General features: G+C 63.1%; 26 protein-coding genes. 9 read left to right on the top strand and 17 right to left on the bottom strand.

The window, feature by feature from the left end; all coding sequences use genetic code 11:
• The first annotated feature begins 12 nt into the window (after nucleotides 1–12).
• Nucleotides 13–612 (top strand): hypothetical protein, encoded by a 600-nt coding sequence (locus NO932_RS05810; RefSeq protein ID WP_309210146.1) that lies wholly within the window; start codon nucleotides 13–15, stop codon nucleotides 610–612.
• Between the two features lie 6 nt (nucleotides 613–618).
• Here the strand turns inward: NO932_RS05810 and NO932_RS05805 are convergent, their stop codons facing one another.
• A complete protein-coding gene (locus NO932_RS05805; RefSeq protein ID WP_309161995.1) occupies nucleotides 619–1,095 on the bottom strand; it encodes an Lrp/AsnC family transcriptional regulator in 477 nt (158 codons plus the stop codon).
• Nucleotides 1,096–1,412: 317 nt separating this feature from the next.
• Here NO932_RS05805 and NO932_RS05800 point away from each other — a divergent pair, with 317 nt between their 5' ends.
• Nucleotides 1,413–2,936, top strand: a complete 1,524-nt coding sequence (locus tag NO932_RS05800; protein WP_309161996.1) for a HAMP domain-containing sensor histidine kinase — start codon at nucleotides 1,413–1,415, stop codon at nucleotides 2,934–2,936.
• A 224-nt stretch (nucleotides 2,937–3,160) separates the two neighbouring features.
• On the opposite strand, the gene NO932_RS05795 is transcribed toward NO932_RS05800, so the two are convergent.
• Nucleotides 3,161–3,844, bottom strand: coding sequence for a glutathione S-transferase family protein (locus NO932_RS05795; RefSeq protein WP_309210145.1), 684 nt, complete (start codon nucleotides 3,842–3,844; stop codon nucleotides 3,161–3,163).
• An 80-nt stretch (nucleotides 3,845–3,924) separates the two neighbouring features.
• Nucleotides 3,925–4,941 (bottom strand): nicotinate-nucleotide--dimethylbenzimidazole phosphoribosyltransferase, encoded by a 1,017-nt coding sequence (cobT, locus tag NO932_RS05790; RefSeq protein ID WP_309210144.1) that lies wholly within the window; start codon nucleotides 4,939–4,941, stop codon nucleotides 3,925–3,927.
• A 64-nt stretch (nucleotides 4,942–5,005) separates the two neighbouring features.
• Between cobT and NO932_RS05785 the strand changes: the two genes are divergently transcribed.
• From NO932_RS05785 to NO932_RS05775, 3 genes are all read left to right on the top strand, one after another.
• Nucleotides 5,006–5,788, top strand: a complete 783-nt coding sequence (locus tag NO932_RS05785) for an adenosylcobinamide-GDP ribazoletransferase (RefSeq protein ID WP_309210143.1) — start codon at nucleotides 5,006–5,008, stop codon at nucleotides 5,786–5,788.
• 16 nt (nucleotides 5,789–5,804) lie between these two features.
• Nucleotides 5,805–6,491, top strand: coding sequence for a TIGR02281 family clan AA aspartic protease (locus NO932_RS05780; protein WP_309210142.1), 687 nt, complete (start codon nucleotides 5,805–5,807; stop codon nucleotides 6,489–6,491).
• 189 nt (nucleotides 6,492–6,680) lie between these two features.
• Nucleotides 6,681–7,304: a class I SAM-dependent methyltransferase gene (locus NO932_RS05775; protein ID WP_309210141.1), complete on the top strand. Its 624-nt coding sequence runs from the start codon at nucleotides 6,681–6,683 to the stop codon at nucleotides 7,302–7,304.
• A 2-nt stretch (nucleotides 7,305–7,306) separates the two neighbouring features.
• Here NO932_RS05775 and dusA read toward each other — a convergent pair whose 3' ends face one another.
• The 12 genes from dusA to NO932_RS05715 form a co-directional block, all read right to left on the bottom strand.
• Nucleotides 7,307–8,302: a tRNA dihydrouridine(20/20a) synthase DusA gene (gene dusA / locus NO932_RS05770; RefSeq protein WP_309210140.1), complete on the bottom strand. Its 996-nt coding sequence runs from the start codon at nucleotides 8,300–8,302 to the stop codon at nucleotides 7,307–7,309.
• A gap of 95 nt (nucleotides 8,303–8,397) precedes the next feature.
• Nucleotides 8,398–9,564 (bottom strand): mandelate racemase/muconate lactonizing enzyme family protein, encoded by a 1,167-nt coding sequence (locus NO932_RS05765; RefSeq protein WP_309162008.1) that lies wholly within the window; start codon nucleotides 9,562–9,564, stop codon nucleotides 8,398–8,400.
• Between the two features lie 29 nt (nucleotides 9,565–9,593).
• On the bottom strand, nucleotides 9,594–10,322 hold the full coding sequence (locus NO932_RS05760) for a GntR family transcriptional regulator (RefSeq protein WP_309162011.1): 729 nt from the start codon (nucleotides 10,320–10,322) through the stop codon (nucleotides 9,594–9,596).
• A gap of 1 nt (nucleotide 10,323) precedes the next feature.
• Nucleotides 10,324–11,835, bottom strand: coding sequence for a tripartite tricarboxylate transporter permease (locus NO932_RS05755; RefSeq protein WP_309210139.1), 1,512 nt, complete (start codon nucleotides 11,833–11,835; stop codon nucleotides 10,324–10,326).
• 31 nt (nucleotides 11,836–11,866) lie between these two features.
• Nucleotides 11,867–12,337 carry a tripartite tricarboxylate transporter TctB family protein gene (locus NO932_RS05750; RefSeq protein ID WP_309210138.1) on the bottom strand — a complete coding sequence of 157 codons (471 nt, stop codon included), beginning with the start codon at nucleotides 12,335–12,337 and terminating at the stop codon, nucleotides 11,867–11,869.
• A gap of 46 nt (nucleotides 12,338–12,383) precedes the next feature.
• On the bottom strand, nucleotides 12,384–13,340 hold the full coding sequence (locus NO932_RS05745) for a tripartite tricarboxylate transporter substrate binding protein (RefSeq protein ID WP_309210137.1): 957 nt from the start codon (nucleotides 13,338–13,340) through the stop codon (nucleotides 12,384–12,386).
• A 183-nt stretch (nucleotides 13,341–13,523) separates the two neighbouring features.
• Entirely contained in the window at nucleotides 13,524–14,210 is a 687-nt protein-coding gene (locus tag NO932_RS05740) for an RES family NAD+ phosphorylase (protein WP_309210136.1), read from the bottom strand.
• Nucleotides 14,207–14,617, bottom strand: a complete 411-nt coding sequence (locus NO932_RS05735; RefSeq protein WP_309162022.1) for an MbcA/ParS/Xre antitoxin family protein — start codon at nucleotides 14,615–14,617, stop codon at nucleotides 14,207–14,209. The genes NO932_RS05740 and NO932_RS05735 overlap by 4 nt, the downstream gene beginning before the upstream one ends.
• A gap of 92 nt (nucleotides 14,618–14,709) precedes the next feature.
• Nucleotides 14,710–15,291 carry a DUF6969 family protein gene (locus tag NO932_RS05730; protein WP_309210135.1) on the bottom strand — a complete coding sequence of 194 codons (582 nt, stop codon included), beginning with the start codon at nucleotides 15,289–15,291 and terminating at the stop codon, nucleotides 14,710–14,712.
• Nucleotides 15,291–15,707: a hypothetical protein gene (locus NO932_RS05725; protein ID WP_309210134.1), complete on the bottom strand. Its 417-nt coding sequence runs from the start codon at nucleotides 15,705–15,707 to the stop codon at nucleotides 15,291–15,293. The genes NO932_RS05730 and NO932_RS05725 overlap by 1 nt, the downstream gene beginning before the upstream one ends.
• Nucleotides 15,704–16,918 carry a YeeE/YedE family protein gene (locus NO932_RS05720; RefSeq protein WP_309210133.1) on the bottom strand — a complete coding sequence of 405 codons (1,215 nt, stop codon included), beginning with the start codon at nucleotides 16,916–16,918 and terminating at the stop codon, nucleotides 15,704–15,706. The genes NO932_RS05725 and NO932_RS05720 overlap by 4 nt, the downstream gene beginning before the upstream one ends.
• 87 nt (nucleotides 16,919–17,005) lie before the next feature.
• Nucleotides 17,006–17,908, bottom strand: a complete 903-nt coding sequence (locus NO932_RS05715; RefSeq protein WP_309210132.1) for a sulfurtransferase — start codon at nucleotides 17,906–17,908, stop codon at nucleotides 17,006–17,008.
• Nucleotides 17,909–18,132: 224 nt separating this feature from the next.
• Here NO932_RS05715 and NO932_RS05710 point away from each other — a divergent pair, with 224 nt between their 5' ends.
• Nucleotides 18,133–19,068, top strand: a complete 936-nt coding sequence (locus tag NO932_RS05710; protein WP_309210131.1) for an AEC family transporter — start codon at nucleotides 18,133–18,135, stop codon at nucleotides 19,066–19,068.
• Nucleotides 19,069–19,081: 13 nt separating this feature from the next.
• Here NO932_RS05710 and cfa read toward each other — a convergent pair whose 3' ends face one another.
• Nucleotides 19,082–20,197 carry a cyclopropane fatty acyl phospholipid synthase gene (gene cfa, locus NO932_RS05705; RefSeq protein ID WP_309162033.1) on the bottom strand — a complete coding sequence of 372 codons (1,116 nt, stop codon included), beginning with the start codon at nucleotides 20,195–20,197 and terminating at the stop codon, nucleotides 19,082–19,084.
• Between the two features lie 90 nt (nucleotides 20,198–20,287).
• Nucleotides 20,288–20,545 carry a hypothetical protein gene (locus tag NO932_RS05700; RefSeq protein ID WP_309210130.1) on the bottom strand — a complete coding sequence of 86 codons (258 nt, stop codon included), beginning with the start codon at nucleotides 20,543–20,545 and terminating at the stop codon, nucleotides 20,288–20,290.
• Between the two features lie 178 nt (nucleotides 20,546–20,723).
• On the opposite strand from NO932_RS05700, the gene NO932_RS05695 reads away from it, so the two are divergent.
• The 3 genes from NO932_RS05695 to NO932_RS05685 all read left to right on the top strand — a co-directional run bounded on the left by NO932_RS05695 (nucleotide 20,724) and on the right by NO932_RS05685 (nucleotide 22,886).
• Nucleotides 20,724–21,098, top strand: a complete 375-nt coding sequence (locus NO932_RS05695) for a YciI family protein (RefSeq protein WP_309162037.1) — start codon at nucleotides 20,724–20,726, stop codon at nucleotides 21,096–21,098.
• Nucleotides 21,095–22,360, top strand: a complete 1,266-nt coding sequence (locus NO932_RS05690; protein ID WP_309210129.1) for an RNA polymerase sigma factor — start codon at nucleotides 21,095–21,097, stop codon at nucleotides 22,358–22,360. The genes NO932_RS05695 and NO932_RS05690 overlap by 4 nt, the downstream gene beginning before the upstream one ends.
• 127 nt (nucleotides 22,361–22,487) lie before the next feature.
• A complete protein-coding gene (locus NO932_RS05685) occupies nucleotides 22,488–22,886 on the top strand; it encodes a VOC family protein (RefSeq protein ID WP_309210128.1) in 399 nt (132 codons plus the stop codon).
• The last annotated feature ends 1,057 nt before the right edge of the window (nucleotides 22,887–23,943 follow it).

The following is a 23,943-nucleotide window of genomic DNA, read 5'->3' as shown; positions in this document are numbered from 1 at the left end:
CGGAGCGACAGCGTGGCGGGCAACAAACGATTTGGCAGCCGGCTTCTCGCAGCCCTTTTGATGGCGACCTCCGCCCTTCCTGCCCATGCCCAGGATGAAACGACGCTTATTCGCGGCACCATCAATTTCGCGCGTGATGGCGGGATGATCGGGCTGGTCATGGAAGTGCTGACCGCAGAACAACAGGCGGTTTACATCTACCTCGATAACACCTTCAAGGTCGCCCAAGTCGAACCCACCGCCATCGAAGATGTCGCCGTCGGGGATCGGGCCGCGATCCCAGCGCATGGCGACGCAGCGAGCGTGGTCTGGCATCTCGCCGAGGGGGATTTGTTGGATGAGATGCCCTGGCCGCTGCCGGACGGAACGGAACTGACGGCTGGCGAGGTGACGGCGAGAGCCGACGATGCGATCGCGATTGCCACGTCCGATGGAGAGCTGACGGCCGAGATCGGCGCGGAGACGGCGGTGGTCGCAACCACGGCGGAAAGCAGCAACATGTCGCTGCTGCAGGAGGGAGCGCCGGTCGTCGTCATTGCCGAGCGCGCCGCCGACGGCACGCTGAGCACCGGCCGGATATATATCGGTTCGGGCGAGGAGCTGCCGCTTTAGCTCACCTCAATCGTCTACCACCGCGAATTCGAGCGGCAGGGCGGTGGTGTATTTGATTTGCTCCATGGCAAAGGACGAGCTCACATCCGAGAGCGCGATCTTGGCGATCAGCTTCTTGTAGAAGACGTCATAGGCCTGGATCGAGGGCACGACGACCCGCAGCAGATAGTCCACGTCCCCGCTCATGCGGTAGAATTCGACCACTTCGGTGAAATCCTCGACGACCGCTGCGAATTTGCGCAGCCAGGCGTCGTTATGCTCGTTGGTCTTGACCGCAACGAAGACGGTGACGCCCGCGTTCACCTTTTCGGGATCGAGCACCGCAACGCGACGCTTGATGACCCCCTCTTCCTCCATCTTCTGGATGCGGCGCCAGCACGGCGTGGTCGAGAGCCCGACCTTGCGGCCGATCTCGGCGACCGGCATGGTCGCATCCTTTTGCAGAAGTTGCAGAATCTTGCGGTCGAGTTTGTCGAGCGCCATGCGTGCCCCTGAAATAGAATTTCTCAAAACAACGAAAATTTCCCGGATACTGGAAAATCGTCCGCCCCAAACCAGTATTTGGCGCGGCGCCGTTGCCGGTGTCAAGGCAATCCGCGCATGCATTTTTCTCCGGCAATCCGGCGTTTAACGGCTCGCTGCCCATGCTTCGGGGCCATATGGTGAAAATTGCGTCTAAACCGTTGATGGGCCTCAACGGCCTGTTAACCACGCACGCCTTAGCGTTGGCCTGTCGCGTACGGATCGTGTTCAAGTTTGAGCTGATCCGATGAGTAGTTTGGTAGCGTAACGAGAGTTCGATGGCCTCCAGCCAGGCAAGCCGTGCATCCGAAGCGCCGCGCCCGCGTGAGAAGCGACGTACGGTTCAGCGCGCCGTCCTCGATGCCCGCCAGAAGCTCACCTCGAGTTCGGGCACCCGCGCCACATTTGATTATGAACTGCTCGACGATTACGCCGATGCGCGCCTGACCAGCTTGATGCCCACCCTTTTGCTGCTGGGCATCCTTTCGATCGCCGCCGTTCTCTGGATTCCGCCCACCATCGCCGCGCTCTGGGCATTGGTGGTGTGCATCTCCAACCTTGGCGCCGCGTTCATCTGCCGCCGGTTCCGCAACGAGCGGGGTGGCAAGTTCAACCCGCGCCGCTGGACGCAAACCTTCGTCCTGGGTGAAACCATCAACGGGCTGGCCTGGGCCACCCTGCCGGTGCTCACCATCGCCGGCGGCGGGCAGGACATCCAGATCATCATCTTCGCCATGCTGCTGGTCGGCATCGCCGCCAATGCCGTTGCCACCCGCACGCTTCCCAGCGCGACCCTCGCGGCGACCCTCCCCGCCACGGCGAGCGTTGCCGCCATGCTGATCCTTGCCGGCGGCACGCTCAATTACGCCATGTCTGTCGTCGCCATCGGCGCCTTTTTCTTTTTTCTGTTCCTCACCCGGCAGTTGCACAAGTCCGAGATCGGCAACCTCGAGCACCAGCTCGAAAAGGACAGCCTGATCCTCGAACTCGAGGAGGCCCGCGCCATGTCCGACGAGGCGCGGCGCCAGGCCGAGCAGGCCAACATCGCCAAGTCGCGCTTCCTGGCCACCATGAGCCATGAATTGCGCACTCCGCTCAATGCCATTATCGGCTTTTCCGAAGTGCTCAAATCCGAACTTTTAGGCCCGCACGCGGTTGCCCAATACAAGGAATATGCCGGCGATATCCACGCCAGCGGCCAGCACCTCCTCAACCTCATCAACGAACTTCTGGACCTTTCGCGCATCGAGGCCGGCAAATACGACCTCAATGAAGAAGCGATCTCGCTGGTCGATATTTCGGACGATTGCCGCCGGATGCTGGACATCCGCGCCCGCGCCAAAAACCTCGATCTTCAATTCGACGCCGGCGAGGCCATGCCCAAGATCTGGGGTGACGAGCGTGCCGTCCGCCAGGTGGTTCTCAACCTGCTCTCCAACGCCATCAAGTTCACGCCGCAAAACGGAAAGATTGTGCTGACCGTCGGCCGCTCCGCCGATGGTGGGCAGTTCATTTCCGTGGTGGACAATGGCCCCGGCATTCCCGAGGACGAGATCGAAACGGTACTCTCCTCGTTCGGACAGGGCTCGCTGGCCCAAAAGACCGCCGAACAGGGCGCCGGTTTGGGCCTGCCCATCGTTCAAAAGATCATGGACCTGCACCAGGGGCGCTTCGACCTCTTCTCCAAGCTCCGCTTCGGCACCGAAGTGATCGCCACCTTCCCCCGCGCCCGCGTCATGGAAGGCATGGCTCCGGTGGTGGAGAAACGCAACCGTCTCGAGATTTATTCCGAAGCGTCGTGAGCGGTAGCGGCTTGCGCCGCCGCATCGACAAAGCCGATGCGCACCCCTCATCCCCGGCCCTTCTCCCTCAGGGGGAGAAGGGGGCTCTTGGAGAAGCGTTTGCGGTCCAGCCGAAGCGTAGCCACGGACTGCCCTTCTCCCCTTGAGGGAGAAGGTGGGCTTTCGCGAAGCGAAAGGTCGGATGAGGGGTGCGCAGCGCTTGCGTCAGGATTTCACGGAAGCGACTAAACCGCCCGCAAATCCTCGATCAGCACCCCCACTTGCGGGATTTCCGCATCGTGCGGCTCGTCACGGATGGTTTCGGCCACGCCCGCCTCATACCACTCCTGCATGGCCGGCAGCGCCAGCAGCCGTTGGGCGTAAGCCATGGCCGCATCTCCGAGCTTTACGCCATAGGTCTGGATACGGAACGCCACCGGGCAGAAGAAGGCATCCACGGCGGTGAATTTCTCCCCCGCCAGGAACGGGCCGCCGAAGCGGTTGAGCCCTTCGTTCCAGAGCTCGTCGAGACGATCGAGATTGGCCCGGAGCGCGGCGCTTTCCTCGTGCAGCCGCACGCGCACACCGACATTCATGCCGCAAATATTGCGCAGGGCGGAAAAGCCCGAATGCATCTCCGCTGATGCCGAACGCGCCCAGGCACGCGCCTTCCAGTCGGCGGGCCAGACCTGCAGGTGGGTTTCGGCCAGATATTCGGTGATCGCCAGCGAATCCCAGACGGTTACATCGTTCTCCACCAGGCAAGGCACCAGCCCGGTGGGCGAGAACTTGCGGAATTCCTCATAGCTCGACCCCTGGAGGAACGGCACGAAGCGCTCCTCGAACGGAATGCCAAGCGTCTTGAGCAGCACCCAGGGCCGCAGCGACCATGAAGAATAGTTCTTGTTGGCGATATAGAGCGCGTACATGAGCACCTCCTTTTAGGTAAGCACTGCTTACCTAATAGCAACAGCGTAGGGCAAGAACCAGTTCACCCCAATTTCGAGGTTCAGGCATTCTTCCCGTCCACGGCGGCTTCGGCGAAGGTCGCCATGTTCTTGTGCAGGTGCAGCGCCGTGTTGCACAGAACGGCGGCCAGCGCGGCGCCGGTCCCCTCGCCCAGCCGCATTCCCAGGTCGAGCAACCCCGTCTTGCCCATGCTTTGAAGCGCCTTCGCGTGTCCATGCTCCGCCGAGACATGCGCAAAAAGGCAGTGATCGATGGCTCCCGGCGCCACCGCATGCGCGATAGCGGCGGCGGCAGTGGCAACGAAGCCGTCGACGATCACCGGCACCTTCTGGTGACGCGTGGCGATGATGGCGCCAACCATTGCCGCGATTTCCCGCCCCCCCAGATTGGCGAGGATTTCGAAGGACGTATTGAGCCGCCCCGCATGACGCGTCAGCGCGCGGTCGACAGCGTCGGCCTTGCGCTTGAGGCCCGCATCGTCCACCCCTGTGCCGCGCCCCACCCAATCGGCGCCGGTGCCGCCATAGAGCGCCGCATAAACCGCCGCCGCAACCGTTGTGTTGCCGATTCCCATCTCGCCGATGCAGAGCAGATCCACATCGCCGGCGATCGCCTCCATGCCATAGGCGATGGTGGCGGCGCAGGTGCGCTCGTCCATCGCCGGAACCACGGTGATATCGCCGGTCGGCATGTCGAGGGCCAGCTCGAACACGCGCAGATTGATCTCATGGAGCGCGCAGATTTGCGAAATCGCCGCGCCGCCCTTGGTGAAGTTGTTGACCATCTGCTTGGTCACCTCACGCGGAAAGGCGGAAACGCCCTGATCCGTCACCCCATGATTGGCGGCAAAGATCGCAACCATAGGGTCCTCGACGGTGGGGCTCTCCTTGCCCTGCCAGCGCGCCAGAAATTCCACCAGATATTCGAGCTGCCCGAGCGATCCGGCCGGTTTGGTGAGTTGAGCGTCGCGCGCCCTCACGGCCTCCACCGCTGCTTCGTTCCCATCGGGTCCGAGCATCAAAAGATCCTGGAAATCGGCGAAGGCTTGGGCGGACATGGCGGCTCCCGGATTCGGATGGTAAGAGGGGTGCACTTTTGGGCCAAGCCGAGGAAAAACGCAATTGAGGGCGTCCGACGACAATCCCATCGCCGGTTTCGTTATGGCCATCCGCTTTTTTTCGCGCCTCCCAACGGGCTCGAGCCCGCATGCGACCCCGAATCTCGACAGAATCGCGAGGGTATTGCCGTTCGCCAGTCTCGCCATCGCAGCCTTGCCCGCCCTTCTCCTGTTCGCCGCCAGCCGCGCCGGCCTCGACCCGCTCTTTTCCGCATTCCTCGCCGCCGCGCTGTCGGCGATCGTCACCGGCGCGATGAGCGAGGACGCGGCCGCCGACGCCGCGGACGGCCTGTTCGGCGGGTCGACGCGGGAGCGCCGGCTGGAAATTTTAAAAGACAGCCGCCACGGCACCTATGGCGTGCTGACCATCGTCTTCGTCGTCGGGCTCAAGGTCGCCGCGCTTTCGGCTCTTGCGGCGCACGATGCGCTGGAGGGCGCCCTTGTCTGGCTCGCCGCCGCCGTACTGGCGCGCTCCGGATCGATCTATGTCGCCTTCGCCCTTCCCCCTGCCCGCGCGACGGGCGCGGCCGCTACGGCGGGTCAGGTTTCCGGGAACGGATTTGCGATCGGGCTCGTTCTCGCCCTTGCCTTGGCATCGGCCCTCGCGCTGCCCTTCGTTGGCATCTGGGGCGGTGTCATTGCTGCGGCTCTGGCTGTTCTCATCGGCTGGGGCTGGACACGGCTTTGTGACCGGCTGGTGGGCGGACAGACCGGGGATCTGATCGGAGCGCTCAACGCCCTGCTTGAAATCGCCCTATTGGGCACCTTTATGCATATGGTCGGTTGAGCTTTTCGGATTCCGCATGCTGTTTGTCGCCTTCGCCATCCTCATCACCGTCGGCCTCGCCATCGCGATCAGCGCCGATGCGGGGGCCGTATTCGGGCTGACGCAGGCACAAACCGCGAGCGCCATCCCGCTGGTGGTGATCGGCACGCTGCTGGCGAGCGCATTGGTGGGGCGCCGCCACAGGCTGGGCGAAATCCTCTCGGGCTTTCTCGTCTGGCTCGCCATCGGCGCCGTTCTCATTCTGGGCTACACCTATCGCGGCGACCTGCAGCGCATGGGCCAGCGCATCGTGGGCGCACTGCAACCGGGCGTCGCCATCGTCGATCCGCAATCGGGCAACGTCCACATTTCGCGCTCGTTCGGCGGCAGCTTTCGGGTGGATTCCGTCGTCAACGGCGTCCCCGTCCCGATGATCTTCGATACCGGCGCCAGCGCCGTGGTCCTCTCGCTGCGCGATGCCCAGGCGGCCGGCATCGATACGGCCTCGCTCAACTATTCCGTTCCCGTGCAGACGGCCAATGGCGAAGGCCGGGCCGCGCCCATCCGCCTCAAGACCATCGAAGTGGGCAATATCCTGCGCCACGACATCCGGGCTTTCGTCGTCGAGGACAACGCGCTCGACACATCTCTTTTGGGCATGACGTTCCTCGAAACGCTCTCGCGCTACAGCGTCAGCCAGGATTCGCTGGAGCTGCATAACTAGAGCGTGTCCAGCAAAAGCATGTCCCCGGCTCGGCCGGGGATGGAACGGTTTTGCGGTTCGGACACGCGACAAAACAAAAGGCTGGAGCCGAGGACTTGATGCAATCAAATCCTCGGCTCCAGCGTCATTCAAATTCAGCATCGGATATGCAACTCTCGGACACGATCAGGCACCGGGGGAGATCCGATCATGGCCGAAGCGAGTGGGTTCTGGAACAAGCTAGCCAGCCGCTACGCAGCATCACCGATTGCGGACGAAGCGGCCTATCAAACCAAGCTGGAAGAGACACGCAAGCTTCTGCGCCCCGGCATGCGGCTCCTCGAGTTCGGCTGCGGCACCGGCGGCACCGCGATCCGTCATGCTCCGCATGTCGCCCATATCCGGGCCATCGACTTTTCCGAAAAGATGCTCGAATTCGCCCGCGCCAGGGCACGCGAGGCCGGGGTCGAGAACGTAACGTTCGAATTGGGCGACATCACCACGCTTCCGATGCCTCAAGAACGCTATGACATGGTGCTGGGCCTGAGCATCCTGCATCTGCTCGAGGACGTCGATGCCGTCATCGCCAAGGTGCGCGAGATGCTGGTGCCGGGCGGCTATTTCGTCTCCAGCACGGCTTGCATGAACGACATCATGCCCTGGTTCAAATATGTCGCTCCGCTCGGCAAGGCCATCGGCAAGCTGCCTCATCTCACGTTCATGAGCGCGGACGATCTCGTCGGCAAATTTCAAGCTGCCGGCTTCACCATCGTCCATCGCTGGCAACCGGGTAAAAAGGCGGCGCTGTTTCTGATCGCCCGGAAGCCAGGCTAGACTTAAGCAACGTTGCTCTCGGACACCCCGCGCACCTGCGCGAACGCCGCTGCGATCACCTCCGGTCCAGCGCCCTGCTTGCAGGCCTCCACCGAGAGGATCTGCCGGAATCGCCTCGCGCCGGGCAGCCCATTCGCCAGCCCCAGCATGTGCCGCGTGATCTGGTTGAGCCGTGTGCCCTTGCCGCGCTCGCGCTCGGCATAGGCGGTCATGGCTGCTTCGATTTCGTCGAGGCTCTTGGGCTCGCTCGTCTCTCCGAAATAACGGGCATCGACCTCGGCCAGGATCATCGGCTCGTGATAGGCGACGCGGCCGAGCATCACGCCATCGACGCGCTCGAGATGACCGTCACACTCATCGAGCGTCTTGATGCCGCCATTGATCATCACCGGAAAGTCGCCCAGCCGCTGCTTGAGGCGATAGACCCGGTCGTAGTCCAGCGGCGGGATATCCCGGTTTTCCTTGGGCGAGAGCCCCTTGAGCCAGGCTTTGCGCGCATGCACGTAAAGCGCGTCGATGCCCGTCGGGATCACCGCGTCGACGAAGCGGTTGAGATCGGCTTCCGAATCCTGATCGTCGATTCCGATCCGGCACTTGACGGTGACCGGCGTATCGGTCGCCCCGCGCATCGCCTTGAGGCATTCGGCCACCAGATCCGGCTCCGCCATGAGACAGGCGCCGAACTTGCCCGACTGCACCCGATCGGACGGACACCCGACATTAAGGTTGATCTCGTCATAGCCGAACCGGTCACAGATCGCGACCGCCAGCGCCAACTCTCGCGGATCCGAACCCCCGAGCTGCACGGCGACGGGGTGCTCGCTGTCATCATACCCCAGCAAGCGCTCGACATCCCCACGCACCAGCGCCGCGCTGGTGACCATCTCGGTAAACAACAGCGCGCGGGACGACAGTTGCCGATGAAGATACCGGCAGTGCCTATCTGTCCAATCCATCATGGGCGCGACGGAAAATTTGCGGGACTGTTCGAGTTCCATGTACCTGGTCGGGTGCGAAATGATCGGAAAGGCGCCAACGCCACGCCTTTCCCTCACTTAATCGCGCATCGCCCGATACACAACCCGCCGCCGGGCTAGTGTCTGGACTTGACCGAATATTCCTCGATCAGTCCGTCCTTGGGATCGAGCCCCAGGCCCGGCTCCTGCGACACTTCGAGCCAACCATCGACCGGCTGGGGCACCGCCTTGAAGATAGCGTTATAGGCCATCCACTTGTGGAAGTGGTACTCGACTAGGCCGCCATGGGCGACGCCCGCATGCAGCGCGATATTGTGCGGCCCGTTGCCGTTGCCATGCCCGAGCGGCACGTTGTAGGCGCGGGCCAGGGCCGCGATCCGCATGCCGGCAGTGTAGCCGCCATCATTGTTGACGTTGGGCTGTAAAATATCCACCGCATCGGCCTGCAGCAGCGCGAGGGCTGAGAACTTCTCGTTTTCCGCCGCCGCCACCGGAATGGTTGTCCGGGTGCGCAAATGCGCGAGGTTGCGCGGATCGTTGTAGTGGATCGGCTCCTCGATGAAGGCGATGTCCAGCTCTTCGCAAAGATTGCAGAGCTTGATCGCCTCGGGCAGCGACATGCGCAGATTGCCGTCCATGGAAAGCTTGACGTCCGGTCCCACCGCCTCGCGCATGGCCGCCATCCGGTGATAGTCATCCACCGGATCGGGAATGGCTTGGCGCCCGACGGTGTTCTTAAGATGCGTGTTGCCCAGCTTGACCAGATGTGCCGCCTCGGCGGCGAGTTCCTCGCGCGAATAGACCGGCGCACCGTCATAGGCCGCGCCATGGGTGACATAGACCGGCACCCTGTCGCGCGCGCCGCCGAGCAGGTGGTGCACCGGCTTGCCCAGCGTCTTGCCCTTGATGTCCCAGCACGCGATATCGATCATCGCAAGCGCCGCCACCAGCATGCGGCCGAGCGGACGTTCCCAGGTGTGGCGGTCGAAAAGCTGAATGATCCGGTCGGTCCGGAACGGGTCGCAGCGGTATTCGATGATGCGCGGCGCCACCCAATTCTCGAGGAAATCGATGGCGGCATGATGGGTGTAGCCGCTTGTCGAATAGCCCTTGATCCCGTCATTGGTCTCGATTTCGAGCAACAGCGCGGCTTCCTTGTTCGGCTTGTCGCGATAGGGCGGCGGATCGATCGGGATGTTCTGCAGGTTGTGAATGGTCATGCGCGCGATCGTCTGTTTGGCTTCGACGACTTCGGTCTCGTGCATGTAGGTCTGGTTGAGCATGGGCTTTCCGTCCGTAACGAGTGATTTATTCAGTCTTTGAAAGGGCGCAGTTCGTCCGCCTGCTCGCTGGCGGCGGCGTTGGTCGTGTAGGCCTTGAGACCTTCGCGGATGTGCTGGCGCATGGCGCGTTCGGCCGCCTCCGGATCGCCGGCCTCAATGGCGTCGACGATGTCGCGGTGTTCGTGCGAGCGATGCACCAACCGCCGCCCGTCGGTGGCGTTGACTAGGCGGTAGCGCGCCAGGGCAAGCTGCAGTCCGGCATGAATGCGCACCACACGCCCCATGCCGCTGGCGGCCACAAGGGTGGCGTGGAACTGGGTGCCCAATTCGAAGATCCGGTCGATCCGCCGCGCACCTTCAAGGCGGTTTTCTGCCTGTTCAAGCTGCTCGATGATGTTCCAGAGCTGCTGCGTATCCGCCTCGCCCAGCGCGACCAGCCGGGTCACTTCATAGGCCGCCAGCCCCTCGAGATGCTCGCGCAGCCGCACGAGTTCGATGAGTTCGGCGCTTTGGAGCGGAGCGACCCTCAGCGTCCGGTTGCGTTCCCGCACGATCAGTCCAAGCTCCTCGAGCTGCTTGATCGCCTCGCGCAGCGGCGTGCGGCTCGCGCCAAGTTCCTTGACCAGCGCCTCCTCGGTGATCTTGGCGCCGGGCGACAGCCGCCCCTCGATGATCCGGCGCGAGAGTTCCTCGAAAGCCCAGGACGAAACCGACTGGTTCTGCGAGAGGCTGGTTGCGTTGTAATGTTCGATGCTCAAATCATGCCTCCTGAGCGCGTTTGCCCATCGCCGACTTTACCGCCGGCCAGATCACGCCATAGACGAACAGCACGATTGCGGCGCCAAACACCACGACCGAGATCGCGCTGCTGAAGAATATCCCCACGTCACCCTGCGATATGATGAGGCTACGCCGGATCGCCCGCTCGAGCAGCGGCCCAAGGATGACGCCAAGCAGGATAGGCAGCATCGGGTAGCGTGCCTTTGTGAAGACATAGCCGGCGAGCCCGAACAGCGCGGCGATCACCACATCCATCACCGAATAGCCGACCGAATAGACGCCGAAGAACACAACGCCGATGACGATCGGGAACAGGATCGCGTTCTTCAGGAACACCAGCGCCGCCAGAACCGGAATGAGCGCCAGCGTAAGGAAAACGAGGCTGATATTGCCGATATAGAAGGTGCCGATGAGCGACCAGATGAATTCTGGCTGCTGGGAGAACAGCCGTGGCCCCGGCTCCAGTCCCAGCATCAACAGCCCGCCCAGCATCACCGCCGTTGTCCCCGAGCCGGGAATGCCCAGGGTAAAGAGTGGGATCATCGCCGAATAGGACGCAGCGTTGTTGCTCGCTTCGGGGGCCGCCACGCCCTCAATGGCGCCCGAGCCGAATTCCTCGGGTGTCTTGCTGGTGCGTTTGGCGACGGCATAGGAAAAGATCGTCGCCGCCGTCGCCCCCGCCCCCGGCAGGATACCCACCACGAAGCCGATCAAGGAGGACGTCACAAGCGTCCATTTGCACTTCAGAAAATCGGAAAAGCGCGGGAACAGGCTCTTGAGGGTATAAGCCGCCGTCTCGGCTTTGCCGCCCTGCCCTTGGCCCAGCGCGGCAAAAATCTGGCCGAGCCCATACATGCCGACCACCACTATGGTGAAGTCGATGCCTTCGAGAAGATGGAAATTGTTGAAGGTGAAGCGCGGCGTGCCGCTGACCGGATCGAGGCCGATCATGCCGATCCAGAGGCCGAAACCCAGGCCCAGGTATCCCTTGAAAACATCATCCTCCCCCAGAACCGTCACAAGACACAACGCCAGGACGATGATGGCCGTCATTTCCACCGGGCCGAAGGCCAGCGCGGTCCGCGCCACCGGAGCGCTGAGGAACGTCATCAGAACGAGACTGATCAGGCCGCCGACAAAGGAGGCATAGACCGCCATGCCCAGTGCCCTGCCCGCCTGCCCCTTCTTGGCCAGCGGATAGCCGTCAACGATGGTCATCATGGATGATGAATCGCCGGGCACACCGATCAGGATCGAGGTGACGGCGCCGCCATACATGGCACCATAGTAGACACCGGCCAAACCGGCGATCGCGACGGTCGGGTCGAGATTGACGATGGCCGGCAAAAGGATCGCAACGCCTGCGGCCGGGCCCAGGGCGGGCAAAGCCCCAACGGCAAGACCGAGCAGCACTCCGATCAGGACGGCAATCAGATTGTCGAACGCCAGCGCGCTGGCCAGTCCCTGCAGGAGAAGGTCGAGGGTTTCCATTTCATTGATCTCGCTTGTTGCTCGCCTGCGCTCAGAACCCTAAAGGTCCGGTCGGCAGCAGGACGCGCAGGAACACCGCAAAGACGAGGTAGCAGACCACCGTAAAGCCCAGCGCCAGCGCCCCGAGTTGGGCGAGCCACATCGGATCGGTCCGCCAGTGGATGATGAGGCTGCTGCCGATAATCAGGAACGGCAGCGGCAGGAAGGCCCCGAGCGGCTCGAAAGCGGCGATGTATAGGCCCAGCAGCGCCAGAAGACCGGCGACTCGGGCCGCCTCTCCAATTCCAATGGCTGCCCCGGGCGCATTCTCGCGCCGCAATGCGCGGTAAAGGGTGCCGCCGGCAAAGACGGCCATCAGCAATCCCGCAATCAGCGGAAAGGTCCCCGAACCCGGCCCCGTATCGCTGGTGATCCCGAATGCGAAAGCCGAGCCGATCACATAGAGCCCGAACGCCAGGAACAGCGCGGCCAACACGATATCGAGCAGCTTGATGCTCATCATATCCTCCCTTCGGGATGGCCCTGAGGCCATCCCGTTGCCCGATCGGTTAGATCAGGCCGGCTTCGGTCATGAGGGCATCGAAGGTCGCGTTCGTCTGGTCGAACAGCGCCTGGAGCTCCTCGCCGGCAACGAAGCGCGCTTCGAGATTGTGACGATTGACGTATTCCTCGCGCCAGAGATCGCTGGTCGCCAGCGCTTCAAAGCGCTCGACCCAATAATCGAGGGCCTCCTGCGGCACGTCGGCGGGCATCACGATGGCGCGGAGCTGTACGTGCTCGATGTCATAGCCCTGCTCGATGAATGTCGGCACGTCGGGCATGCTTTCGAGCCGCTCCGCCGTCGAAACCGCCAGGGCACGCAATTCACCAGCTTCGATCTGCTCGCCGATTTCCGAGGGATTACCGAAAATCAGATCGACGTGTCCACCTAGTACTGCGCTCATCTCCTCGCCCGAGCCGTCGAACGGAACGTTGCGGATTTCGATGCCCGCCGCTTCCGACAGCAGGGACGACAGGATCGTCTGGTCGTTGACCACGCCGGTGGTGCCGGCCGTAAGCGATCCGGCGTCCTTGAGATCCTCCAGCGTCTGGATCTCGGACTGGCCATTGACGGCCAGCACATAGGGATCGCCGGCGATGGCCGCGACAGGCGTGAAATCATCAGGTCCAACCGGCGATTGGCCGAGCAACGGGGTGGTGAAAAAGCTCGAGGCAATAGTCTGGAGCACATAGGGGTTGCCCGCCTGCCCCGCCGTATAGGCATAGGCCACGGTTCCCGAACCGCCGGGGCGGTTTTCGACGAGCAGCGCGCGCTCGACCAGTTCCAGTTCGGACATCTGGGCGGCGATGGTTCGGGCAAAGATGTCGCTGCCCCCGCCAGCCGAACTCTGCACCACCAGCGTCACGTCACGCTCGGGATAAGCTTGTGCCCAAGCGACAGCACTCGAGCCGATACCGGCCAGCATGGCAAATCCGGCCAGCGCAAATCGGGAAAGTTTTGGCATGAGGTCCTCCTACCGTTTGCCAATCTCGGACACGTCCTCCTTGTGTCCTTGAATTTTTGTATACAGGAATTCAGATCCTGTAAAGGCGTGTATCGACCATGTCCACACAAGCGCTGGATATCTCGGAATTCGCGAAAGGAGAGGCTGCGTGCGCTCCGGTTGGGTCGCCCAACCGGAGCATCTTCAAAGGGCGAAGATGGCGCCGGTGCTGCAGTTGCGGACCCGGTCGACCCGCATGCCGTCCCAATGGAAGTCGAAATGGTCGCCCTGTACGGGCGGCGGCATCAGGTCAGGCCAGAAGATGCCGACGCATTCGCCGTCGGGGCATCTCACGCTGCGATAGATAACCCCATTGCTCCCCTGCCCGCGCAATTGCCGGCCGATGGCTTGCGACGGGCCGTAATCGTCGGGCCTATGGCAGTCTTCCCGTTTGCGAAGATCGTGAAGATCGAGATCGAGCGCGTTCATCAGCACTCGGAATTGCGAGGTCCAGCCCGGTTCCTCCGCGCTGGCGGCCATGGCCCTGCCGTGGTGATAGGCGACCTCGCGGATCGCCACCTCCTCGCGGTTTCCGGCGCTGTAGACGCCATAGGTGCCGTTGGTAAACCGGCCGGGCCGTTCGGTGCTGACATGGACGAATGGCGCCATCAGAAAGCTCGTTCCCGGGCCGCTGACGCGCCGCGCCGGAGGCACGAGGTCGAGACGGCCCAAATGCTCCCAGATGCGCGGATTGGTCTTCGCTTCGGCGGATGCCAGCGCTTCCCAATCGGCTGGATCGGCGATGTCTTCGAAGAGGTCGATGGGTGGATGGATCGAGCGGATGATCCGGAAGGCGCGCGCCCAGCGGACGCGGGTGGTGGGAATGCTCACCAGCCGCCCCGCTCGGCATCGAGATACGCGCGTATGCGCGCCAGCGCAAAGATGCTGCCTTCGGCCATGACATCGACCGGAGCGCGACCCCCAAAGACCGTATTGGGCTTTTTAACCCAGCCATAGCCGCGCGCCGAATCGGAAAAGAGATAGCGCAAGCCCTTGTGAATGCCCATGAGCAGCGAGAGCCGGGTCGCAAGGTCGCGATCGATCCGGCCCACCTCGCCCGCCTTCCAGCGCGCATAGGTGCGTGCCGTCAACCCGCCGAGGATCTCGCGCGCTTCCGCGTCCGAGAGATCCCACCGCGCGAAGAGATTGACCACCGCACGCGCCATCGCGGCGGCTTCGGTGTCCGTGATCTGGGGCAAGTCTGGCGCGGCAACCGCTCGGGGAAGTTCATGCAGCATCATTTTTCACCTTTTGGCGTAAAATAAGCTGTTTCATGCCATTTGGCAAGTTGCGGGATGAAGTGCCACTTAGACTTGCGCCCGCCCCCTGCCTAGAACCGCAATTCGGAGGTTACTTCCAATGCCCGATCATCGCGTACCGCCACGTCGCTTTCGGGCTGATGCGCCGCCAGCGTTCTGTCGCGTTCGCGTATGAGGCTCGCGATTTCATCCTCATGGACCGCCAGAACCGCCGTCAGCCAGCGATTGACGAGATAGGAGGGACGCGGCATGTGCACGTCGAATTTGTCCAGCAGGGCGATGGTCGGCTCGGCTTCGAGCCAATCGTCACCCACCACCCATTGATTGACCGTGAACAGCCGCACGAGCTTGCCGTAGGGATCGACCCCCACGGCGATCAGGTGATGGATCGGGCCTGTGGCACCTTGGGGCCGCACGAAGCAATGAAAGTGCCCGTGCTCGATGGCTCCGTCCGGATCGTCGGTGGGATGGCTGTGATAGAACCACTGTGCGCCCGTCGCGGGATCAAAAACGTCGTCCTTGGGGTAATGCGTCCAGACCGAAAGGTCGGACGCATCACGCAGGGTTTCGGTCAGGACAGTGAGCCCGCCCTTGGCGAGCACGGCTTCGCAAAAGGCGATTTCGCGCTGGGCCTGTTCGCGGGCCTCACTCATTACTCGACCACCAGATCGGGTGCTTCGGTTGCCCCTTCCGGCATCGGCGCCGGCGGCGGGGGTGGAGGGGCCAATTCCGGCTCGGCCGCGGGCATGGGAGCCGGCGGAGGCGGCGGAGCCGCCAATTGCTGCCCGCCCTCTTCCGGCATGGGAGCTGGTGGAGGGGGAGGAGCAGCCAGCGGTGCGCCAGCCGCACACGGAGCTGCGGCGACCGGCGCTCCGGCCGCACAGGGAGCCGCGGCTGGCGCACCGGCGGCACACGGCGCACCTGCGGCGCATGGCGCGGCGCCGGCGGCGCTTTGAGCAGCGGGAGCGGCAACGCGCGTTATGGGATTGGCGATGTAGTCGGCAGCGATCGCCGCCGTACCGACGGCCAGCGCCGCACCGAAAAGAAGGGTGTTACGTCCAGTCGTCATTTCTTGGCAAATCCATCAAGTCCAAACAGCGGGCGCGCCCAGATGCCGGCCAGCGAGCCGACGAAAGCGCAGGCGAACCACAGCCAGCCATGCAGACTGCCCGAAGCGATGCCCGAAAACAGCGCGCCGATGTTGCAGCCGAACGAAAGCCGCGCGCCGTACCCCATCAACAGGCCCCCGACAACCGCGGCAAGGAGCGAGCCGAGCGGAAGCTTGGCCTTGGGTGCGAACTTTCCAGCCAGGGCGGCGGCAAGCCCGGCGCCCAGAATGATCCCGAAATCCATGACCGAGGTGGTATCGAGCAGCACAGAGGAATTGAGCGCCTGCGCCTGAGCCGGCCAGGTCCAGAATTCCCAGGTGGCGACCGGAATGCCCACGGCATCGGCAATCTTGGCACCCCAGAGGCCGAACCCATAGGTGATGGTCCAGGGATGCCCTGCCGTCAGAAGCGTTGCGATGTTGAGCAGCGCGAGCACAAGCCCTGCCCCGACCAGCGGCCAGGGACCATAAAGCAGCCAGCTCCAGCCCGGACGGCGCGGTTCGGGCTCGGTTTCGAGATTGCCATGGGCGCGCTTTTCGATGACCGCGGTAACGATGGCGACAGCAGCCAGGCCGATGATCGTCAGCCCGATCGCGGCGGGGAGACCGAAATTCAAGCGCAGATCGACCACCCCGATATTGGGCTGGTTCAGCCACCATGGCAGATGGGCGGTGCCCAACAGCGCTCCGACGATGAAGAACGCAAGCGTAACCAGCATACGCGCAGACCCGCCGCCTACGGTGAACAGCGTTCCCGAGCCGCAGCCGCCACCCAATTGCATGCCGAACCCGAAGATCAGCGAGCCCAGGATAACCGACACGCCGACCGGGCCGGTCATGCCGACCAGCGGCTGACCGCCGAGATTGCCGGCGGCGAGCAGCGGCATCATGACGATTGCCGTGACGCCGATCATCAGCATCTGGGCGCGCATGCCGCGCCCGCGCTTTTCGACCACCATGCGGCGCCAGCCGCCGGTGAAGCCGAACGAACCGTGATAAAGCGCGGCACCCAGACCACCGCCGATGGCGAACAGGGCCGCCTGGCGCAGGTCCACGAGATACCAGATGGCGATAAAGCCGATCACAAGGCCCAGCGCCGTCACCCAAGTGGGCGCGCGGTCGGAAACCGCGGCAGGGAGATAGCTGGGCCGATCGAGTGCAACGTCAGACATTTCGATCTTTCGGTATAAGCTTGAAATCAAAAAACAGATGCCCCGAAAACCGGGGCACCTGCAAGGTCAAGGGAGAAGCGACCTTGTTTATTCCACCGGGCGCGAGGCGTCCTGCGTCCATTCGGCCATCGAGCCGTCATACATGGCCGCATTCTCGTTGCCGAGCACCTCGTGCAGCCCGAACCAGGCGACCGACGCCCAATGCCCGGTGTTGCAGAAGACGATGTTTTCCTCGTCCGCCCCGACATTGACCGCTTCGAGCAGGGCCGCGACGGTTTCGGGCTGGGCGAAGCGGGCGTATTCGGCGCTGTAGAATTCCGAATGCGGGATGTTGACCGAGCCGGGAATGGTTCCCAGCGAGGCGACGACCGGGCTCTTGGACTGGCCCTCGAACTGTTCGACCGGACGGCCGTCGATCAGCGTCACGCCGTTTTCCAGCGCCGCGAGAACGTCATCGGTGGTCGCGCGGAGGTTTTCCTGCACCTCTGCGGTAAATTCGGCCGCCTCGGGCGCTGCCAGTTCGGCAACCCGCTCGCCGCCCGCCGCATCGTACTGACGCCAGCCGCCATCGAGAATCGAAACTTCCTCATGGCCGAGATATTTGAAGGTCCAGTAGACGCGGGTGGCGCCGCCGATCTCCGAGGAATCGGTGCCCCAGGGCACGATCACCACATGATCGTCATTGTCGATGCCCAGGCCGCCGATCAGTTCGGCAACCTGCTCGACCGGCGGGATCTGGCCCGGCACGCCCTCGATTTCCGTGCGCCAGCCCGCCGAAGCGTAGGGCGCGACGACCGAATTGGCGATATAGGGCAATTCACCGAGATCGGTGCCTTCGATCTCGTCGCGGATGTCGAGGATCACGAGGTTTTCCGCCCCCGCATTGGCCTTGAGCCATTCGGCATCGACCAGCGGCGTGATTTCGGATTGCGCGACGGCCGGCGCGGTAAGAGCCGCTACAACGGCGAAGGCTGTGAACGCCAGACGCATGATATTTCTCCCGGAACAAAATGTGATCCGCATTTTCGCTCAACACCGGCAACAGCGCGAGGACTCGGCAATCAAAATTACAACCTCGCGCAAAAAAGCCTGCCCCGAAACGCCCGGTTATGAGCATGTCTTGCCATCTTGGGCAAAACCCGACCGATCCGGTCGCGCTTGGCGACGGCGCGCGCTGGGGCTAAGAGGAAAGAGACCACCTCAGACGGCCGTTCATGCTCGCTCTCATCTTCTCAGCCTTGCTGCCGATCGCGCTCATCATCGCCCTCGGCCATCTGCTCAAGCGGTTCGGCTTCCTCAGCGAACCGTTCTGGCCACAGGCCGAACGCCTTGCCTATTTCGTGCTCCTGCCCTTGCTGTTTGCCCACGGGCTCTACCGTGCGGACCTTTCCGGCGTGCCCATCGCATTGATCGCCGCCGGTCTGGTCGGCCCTGCCGTCGTCGGCACGCTCGCCCTGCTCGCCGCCAATCGCTTCACCCGCTTTGACGGGCCCGTTCTCACTTCGGTCATCCAGGGCGGCATTCGTTTCAACAACTATGTCGGCGTCACCGCCGCCGTCGGGCTGCTGGGTGTCTCCGGCGCCGCGCTCGCCGCCGTCGCCAACGCCATTCTGGTGCCCACCGTCAACATCCTCTGCGCGCTCATCTTCGCCCGCTTCGGCACGCGCCAGCCCACCGCATTGGGCGTGGTCAAATCCATCGCGCTCAATCCGCTGATCCTGGGCTGCCTTGCCGGCGTCCTGCTGCGGCTCACCGGCATCGCGCTGCCCGCCGGCATCGAGGGTTTCATGCAGGCCATGGGCCAGGCCGCCCTCCCCGTCGGCCTGCTCTGCGTCGGCGCGGCCCTCAATTGGGAAGCTCTGGGGCGCGGTTTGAAATCCGTCCTCGTCGCCACCGCAACGCGTTTCGTCCTCGTCCCTGCCGTCACCGCCGCGATCTGCCTTGCCGTGGGGCTGACCGGCCCCGCCGCGCTGGTGGTGCTGCTGATCCAGTGCCTGCCCACCGCTTCGTCGGCCTATGTCATGGCCCGGCAACTGGGCGGCGATGCTCCGCTCATGGCGGGCATCATCGCCTTCCAGACCGTGGCCGGCGTGGTCACGGTCCCGATCACGCTGGTGCTGATCGCGCCCTTGGTCGGAGCCGGAATCTGATGTCGGTCGGCGCCTAACGCACCGAGAGATACCCGCCCTGCAGCCCGTTCTTCGAATAGACGATCTGCCACAGATGCACCCAGCGCGCGCGGAACACCGCAGCGCACAACAGCAGGTAGTAGCGCCACATCCTGTAGAACCGCTCGCCGTATTTGTCCTTCAGTTCGGGCCACGCCGCCTCGAACCGCTCATGCCAGGCCATCAGCGTGCGATCGTAATCGGCGCCGAAATTGTGCCAATCCTCCATGATCAGCTTGCCTTCGACCGCCGATGTCACCTGCTTGGGCGATGGCAGCATGCCGTTGGGGAAGACGTATTTTTCGAGCCAGGGATCGCCCACCCGGCGCGTCAGGCTGCCGCCGATGGAATGGAGCAGAAACAGCCCGTCATCGGGCAAAAGCTCATGCACCTTTGAAAAGTAGGCGTTGTAGTTCTTATAGCCCACATGCTCGAACATGCCGACCGAGACGATCCGGTCGAACTGCCCGTCGAGCTCCATATAGTCCATGAGCCTCGTCTCGATCGGCAGGTTGCCGCGGATGTCGTTGGCAAGCGCCATCTGCTCCTTGGAGACGGTGATTCCGACGCCCGACACGCCATATTTCTCGGCGGCGAACTTCAGGAGCCCGCCCCAGCCCGAACCGATATCGAGGATGCGCATCCCCTCCTTCAATCCGATCTTGCGGCAGATCAGGTCGAGCTTGGCTTCCTGCGCCTCCTCGAGCGTTTCAGCTTCGCGCCAATAGCCGCACGAGTAGATCATGCGCGGATCGAGCATGCGCTTATAGAGATCGTTGCCGATGTCGTAGTGCTTTTCGCCCACTTCGCGCACATTGAGTCGCTGCGGGTTGAGCAGGACGCCCTTGATGGTCAGGAGCGCCAGGGCGAAATCGAACTTGATGCGCTTCTGAAGCTCGCCGGTAAGCACGCGATAGAGGAACTGATCGACAGCGCCGGCATCCCACCAGCCGTCCATATAGGCTTCGCCCAGCCCCAGCGAGCCTTGCGTCATGACCCGATTGTAGAGCCGGTCGTCATGCACCTGGATATCCCAGGGCCGCGAACCGCCAATTTGGATGTCGATTTGAGAAAGAAGATCGGAGATAAAAGACTTGAACTTTGCAGACATTGGCCCGCTCAGGCAAAATAGTGGCGCACGACGGCGCGGGGAGGAAAGACTCCCACCTCACTAAAATTTGTCAGCCTTGTCCAGTCTCTATCACGCCCAGTCGTCAGCACTCTGAATGGGCGCCGAGTATCCCTCATCGTCATCGGCGGTTTCCAGGATCCCGATCAGTTCGGCGACCTTGCCCGTGGGCAAATGATCCCCATCATTGACCAGGGCTTCGTCGGATTGAAGCCAGGCCAGCGCCTTGGCGAGATCGGCCGCCGTCGCATCGGTCGCGGCGATCTCGGCAGCCAATTGATTGTCGATCGGGCCGAGCAGCCGCTCGATTTCCTCGCGCGTTAAGGCCATCGCACTCTCCCACAATGCCGTCCACATCCCTCCAATGCCCGAACGGTGTGGGCGGTTGCAAAACGACTCGCGTTTGGCGCGCTCTCGGGGCAGTCTCCCACCGCTCATGCAAAAAAATTCGCCCGGACTGTCGGCAAGCGGCATCCGGGTCCGTCCTCGGCTTACAGGGAGATAGGCCATGCTCTATGCGATCCTTTGCTACAACGACGAAGCTGCCGTGGGCGGCTGGTCGAAAGAATATGACGACAAGGTCATGGCCGACCTCGTTGCCGTTCAGAAACCGCTCGTGGAAGCAGGCAAGATGGGACCGGTGGCCCGCTTGATGCCCACCACGGCCGCGACCACGCTGCGCAAGACGGCGGGCGAACCCATGGTTCTGGACGGGCCTTTCGCCGAAACCAAGGAACAGTTCCTCGGTTTTTACGTCATCGACGCGGAGAGCCTCGAAGAGGTCGTGCAGGTTGTGCGCGATCTCGCCGAGGCCAATCCGGGCATGGGGTCCTATGAGATCCGCCCGGTCCGCGAGTTTTATCCCGGAGCAGCAGCAAAGTGAACGACAAGGAAGCCGACTGGATTGGTCTTACCCTGGCCGGCGCCCGCCCCAAGGCGGTCGCCGCGCTCTACAGGTACTTTCGCGACCTCGACATGGCCGAGGAAGCGTTCCAGGAGGCTTGCCTGCGCGCGCTCAAATCCTGGCCCCGCAACGGGCCGCCGCGCGATCCCGCCGCCTGGCTCATCCTTGTCGGACGCAACACCGGCATCGATAGCGTCCGTCGCCGCGCACGGTTCACCGAACTGCCCGACGAGGAGCGCATCTCCGATACCTCGGACGCCGAGACCGACATCGCCGACCGGATCGACGAATCCCATTATCGCGACGATATCCTGCGGCTCCTGTTCGTCTGCTGTCATCCGGACCTGCCGGCCACCCAGCAGATCGGTCTGGCCCTGCGCATCGTTTCCGGCCTATCGGTCAAGCAGATTGCCCGCGCCTTCCTCGTCTCCGAAGCGGCGATGGAGCAGCGCATCACCCGCGCCAAGGCCCGCATCGCCAAGTCCGGAGCCAGCTTTGAGACCCCCGACGCCGCCGACCGGGCCGAGCGCGTGGGCGCCGTCGCGGCCATGATCTATCTGGTTTTCAACGAGGGCTACACCTCGGCCGGCGAGCGCGCCGAAACCCGCAACACCTTCGCCACCGAAGCCATTCGTCTCGGCCGCCTGCTGCTGGGCCTGTTCCCCACCGGGCCCGAATTGATGGGGCTTTTGGCGCTGATGCTCATTCAGCAATCGCGCGACGCGGCCCGCTTCGATGCGGACGGCAACATCATCCTGCTCGACGATCAGGACCGCACCCTCTGGGACCGGCGCATGATCGACGAGGGTCTGGCGCTCATCGACAAGGCCATGCGCCATCGCACTCCGGGCGTTTTCCAGATCCAGGCAGCCATCGCCGCCCTGCATGCCCATGCGGAAAAGCCGGAAGACACCGATTGGGAAGAGATCGAGTTGCTCTACCGCACGCTCGAGCTCATCCAGCCTTCCCCGGTGGTGACTCTCAACCGTGCCGTCGCCGTCTCCAAGCTCGCCGGCCCGCAAGCCGCACTCGACCTCATCGAACCGCTTGCCGATGCGTTGGGCGGCTATTTCTACTTCCACGGGCTACGCGGAGGATTGCTCAAGGAACTCGGCCGCATCGAAGAGGCCCGCACCGCATTCGATGTCGCCATCGCCCATGCCAACACCACTGCCGAGGCGGTGCACATCCGCGCCCATCTCGACAAGCTTGGCGGACCGCCTTCAGGGCAACAAACCTAGGCCTCTCTCTCTGGTTCACAACCAGATTCAATTGGTTGATAGTCGGATTCAGGTGTATCATGGCCTGAATCCGGATTTTACGCTTAGTCTTTGATACTACAAATCTTTTGGCGCGGAGGAGGCCAGCTTGAAAATCAACCCCTATCTCAACTTTGCCGGCGATTGCCGCGAGGCGTTCACCTTCTACCAGACGGTCTTTGGCGGCGAACTCGAACTGATGGCGCACAAGGACACGCCCGCATCCGAACACGTGCCGCCCGAGATGCAGAACCAGATCATGCATGGCAGTCTTACGATCGGCGACACGGTTCTCATGGGTTCGGACGCCCCCATGGCGACCGCCAATTCATTTTCGGGCACCTACATCTCGGTCCACCCCGACACGCCCGAGGACGCCGACCGCATGTTCGCCGCGCTCAAGGAAGGTGGTGAGGTCGAAATGGAGCTCGAGCCAACCTTCTGGGCCAAACGCTTCGGCATGCTGCGCGACCGCTGGGGCGTCAAATGGATGTTCAACGTGGAGTGAGCCTCTGACGGTTGCCGGGAGCAAATCCGGCACCCGCCGCCGACCTAGGCAGAAGACCTTCACACGGCTTAGAGACCTGCCCGCCTCTCACACCACTGGGCAGGCTGCGGATCGTCGGATCAAGCCGACGGTGACGAACTGGAGGTGGAGTGCCTGAAAAACGTTTCAAGCTTCCACCCGCCTCCTCCACTCCCACCGTGTCGCCTCGGGGCAAGGTATCCGCGCCGCTCCCGGATCTTTCTCCCGCATTCCCCGCCTTTACGACGGGGAGCCTAGAGTCAACGAGCGAAGAGATTCTCGCGGCAATGCTTCCCCAATCGCCCTCTCCCCTTGAAGGAGAAGGTGGATCGCCCAAAGAGCGAGACGGATGAGGGGTGCGCTGAGGTTGCGTCATCGCAAGAGCCGAGAACGGCGCGCATACCTTGCCCCGGGTCAAGCCCGGGGTGACACGCTGGGGGTGAGGGTAGGACGCTGCCCAATCTCCGGCCTTCCAGGCTCACCACCGAGGTTTTCAGCAGCCCGACTGCTTATCCCCACCGTCACACCACCCCCAACCGTCATCCCGGCCTTGAGCCGGGATCCAGTACACTCAGCGCCTGAGCCTCAGCCGCAACGTTCCCCCAAGAGCCCCTTCTCCCCTGGCGGGAGACTTCGAACCGTCCTTTAGCCAATCGTGCCGGTGGCACGATTGGAGGTGAGAAGGCCATGAGAGCGGAGCCTGCCCCTCGCGAAGGCGGGGGCTCGAATGGCAGGGGATGAGGGGGGCGCTGAGCTTCCATAGGCACCCGCGCCAAAAACTTATCCCCGCCCTCTGCACTTCCCCCATACTCCCCCTCACGACCCCGCGCATATGGACGCAAGCGCTACGAACGTTTGGGCGGGATCGGTTCGGGTTCCTCAGGGGTCGCCGTGGGGAAGGCCCAAAGCGGACAGATGGCCGGATGTGGATAAAAGGTGTGAGCGGACCACCAATCCAATCACTCCCACGTCGAACCGGGGAAACCCGGAGGGGCAGCGGGAAACCATCGGCAACGGTGGCTTCCCAACAACCCCCAGC

Source organism: Pelagibacterium sp. 26DY04, assembly GCF_031202305.1.
Classification (GTDB): Bacteria; Pseudomonadota; Alphaproteobacteria; order Rhizobiales; family Devosiaceae; genus Pelagibacterium.
The sequence above is the reverse complement of the archived record's forward strand: the minus strand, read 5'-3'. Positions and strand labels throughout refer to the sequence as shown.

Coding starts and splice junctions, on each gene's coding strand:
- NO932_RS05805 (WP_309161995.1), bottom strand. CDS start 1,095: ATGGCGCTCGACAAACTCGACCGCAAGATTCTGCAACTTCTGCAAAAG.
- NO932_RS05800 (WP_309161996.1), top strand. CDS start 1,413: ATGGCCTCCAGCCAGGCAAGCCGTGCATCCGAAGCGCCGCGCCCGCGT.
- NO932_RS05795 (WP_309210145.1), bottom strand. CDS start 3,844: ATGTACGCGCTCTATATCGCCAACAAGAACTATTCTTCATGGTCGCTG.
- cobT (WP_309210144.1), bottom strand. CDS start 4,941: ATGTCCGCCCAAGCCTTCGCCGATTTCCAGGATCTTTTGATGCTCGGA.
- NO932_RS05780 (WP_309210142.1), top strand. CDS start 5,805: ATGCTGTTTGTCGCCTTCGCCATCCTCATCACCGTCGGCCTCGCCATC.
- NO932_RS05775 (WP_309210141.1), top strand. CDS start 6,681: ATGGCCGAAGCGAGTGGGTTCTGGAACAAGCTAGCCAGCCGCTACGCA.
- dusA (WP_309210140.1), bottom strand. CDS start 8,302: ATGGAACTCGAACAGTCCCGCAAATTTTCCGTCGCGCCCATGATGGAT.
- NO932_RS05765 (WP_309162008.1), bottom strand. CDS start 9,564: ATGCTCAACCAGACCTACATGCACGAGACCGAAGTCGTCGAAGCCAAA.
- NO932_RS05755 (WP_309210139.1), bottom strand. CDS start 11,835: ATGGAAACCCTCGACCTTCTCCTGCAGGGACTGGCCAGCGCGCTGGCG.
- NO932_RS05750 (WP_309210138.1), bottom strand. CDS start 12,337: ATGATGAGCATCAAGCTGCTCGATATCGTGTTGGCCGCGCTGTTCCTG.
- NO932_RS05745 (WP_309210137.1), bottom strand. CDS start 13,340: ATGCCAAAACTTTCCCGATTTGCGCTGGCCGGATTTGCCATGCTGGCC.
- NO932_RS05735 (WP_309162022.1), bottom strand. CDS start 14,617: ATGCTGCATGAACTTCCCCGAGCGGTTGCCGCGCCAGACTTGCCCCAG.
- NO932_RS05730 (WP_309210135.1), bottom strand. CDS start 15,291: ATGAGTGAGGCCCGCGAACAGGCCCAGCGCGAAATCGCCTTTTGCGAA.
- NO932_RS05725 (WP_309210134.1), bottom strand. CDS start 15,707: ATGACGACTGGACGTAACACCCTTCTTTTCGGTGCGGCGCTGGCCGTC.
- NO932_RS05720 (WP_309210133.1), bottom strand. CDS start 16,918: ATGTCTGACGTTGCACTCGATCGGCCCAGCTATCTCCCTGCCGCGGTT.
- NO932_RS05715 (WP_309210132.1), bottom strand. CDS start 17,908: ATGCGTCTGGCGTTCACAGCCTTCGCCGTTGTAGCGGCTCTTACCGCG.
- NO932_RS05710 (WP_309210131.1), top strand. CDS start 18,133: ATGCTCGCTCTCATCTTCTCAGCCTTGCTGCCGATCGCGCTCATCATC.
- cfa (WP_309162033.1), bottom strand. CDS start 20,197: ATGTCTGCAAAGTTCAAGTCTTTTATCTCCGATCTTCTTTCTCAAATC.
- NO932_RS05700 (WP_309210130.1), bottom strand. CDS start 20,545: ATGGCCTTAACGCGCGAGGAAATCGAGCGGCTGCTCGGCCCGATCGAC.
- NO932_RS05695 (WP_309162037.1), top strand. CDS start 20,724: ATGCTCTATGCGATCCTTTGCTACAACGACGAAGCTGCCGTGGGCGGC.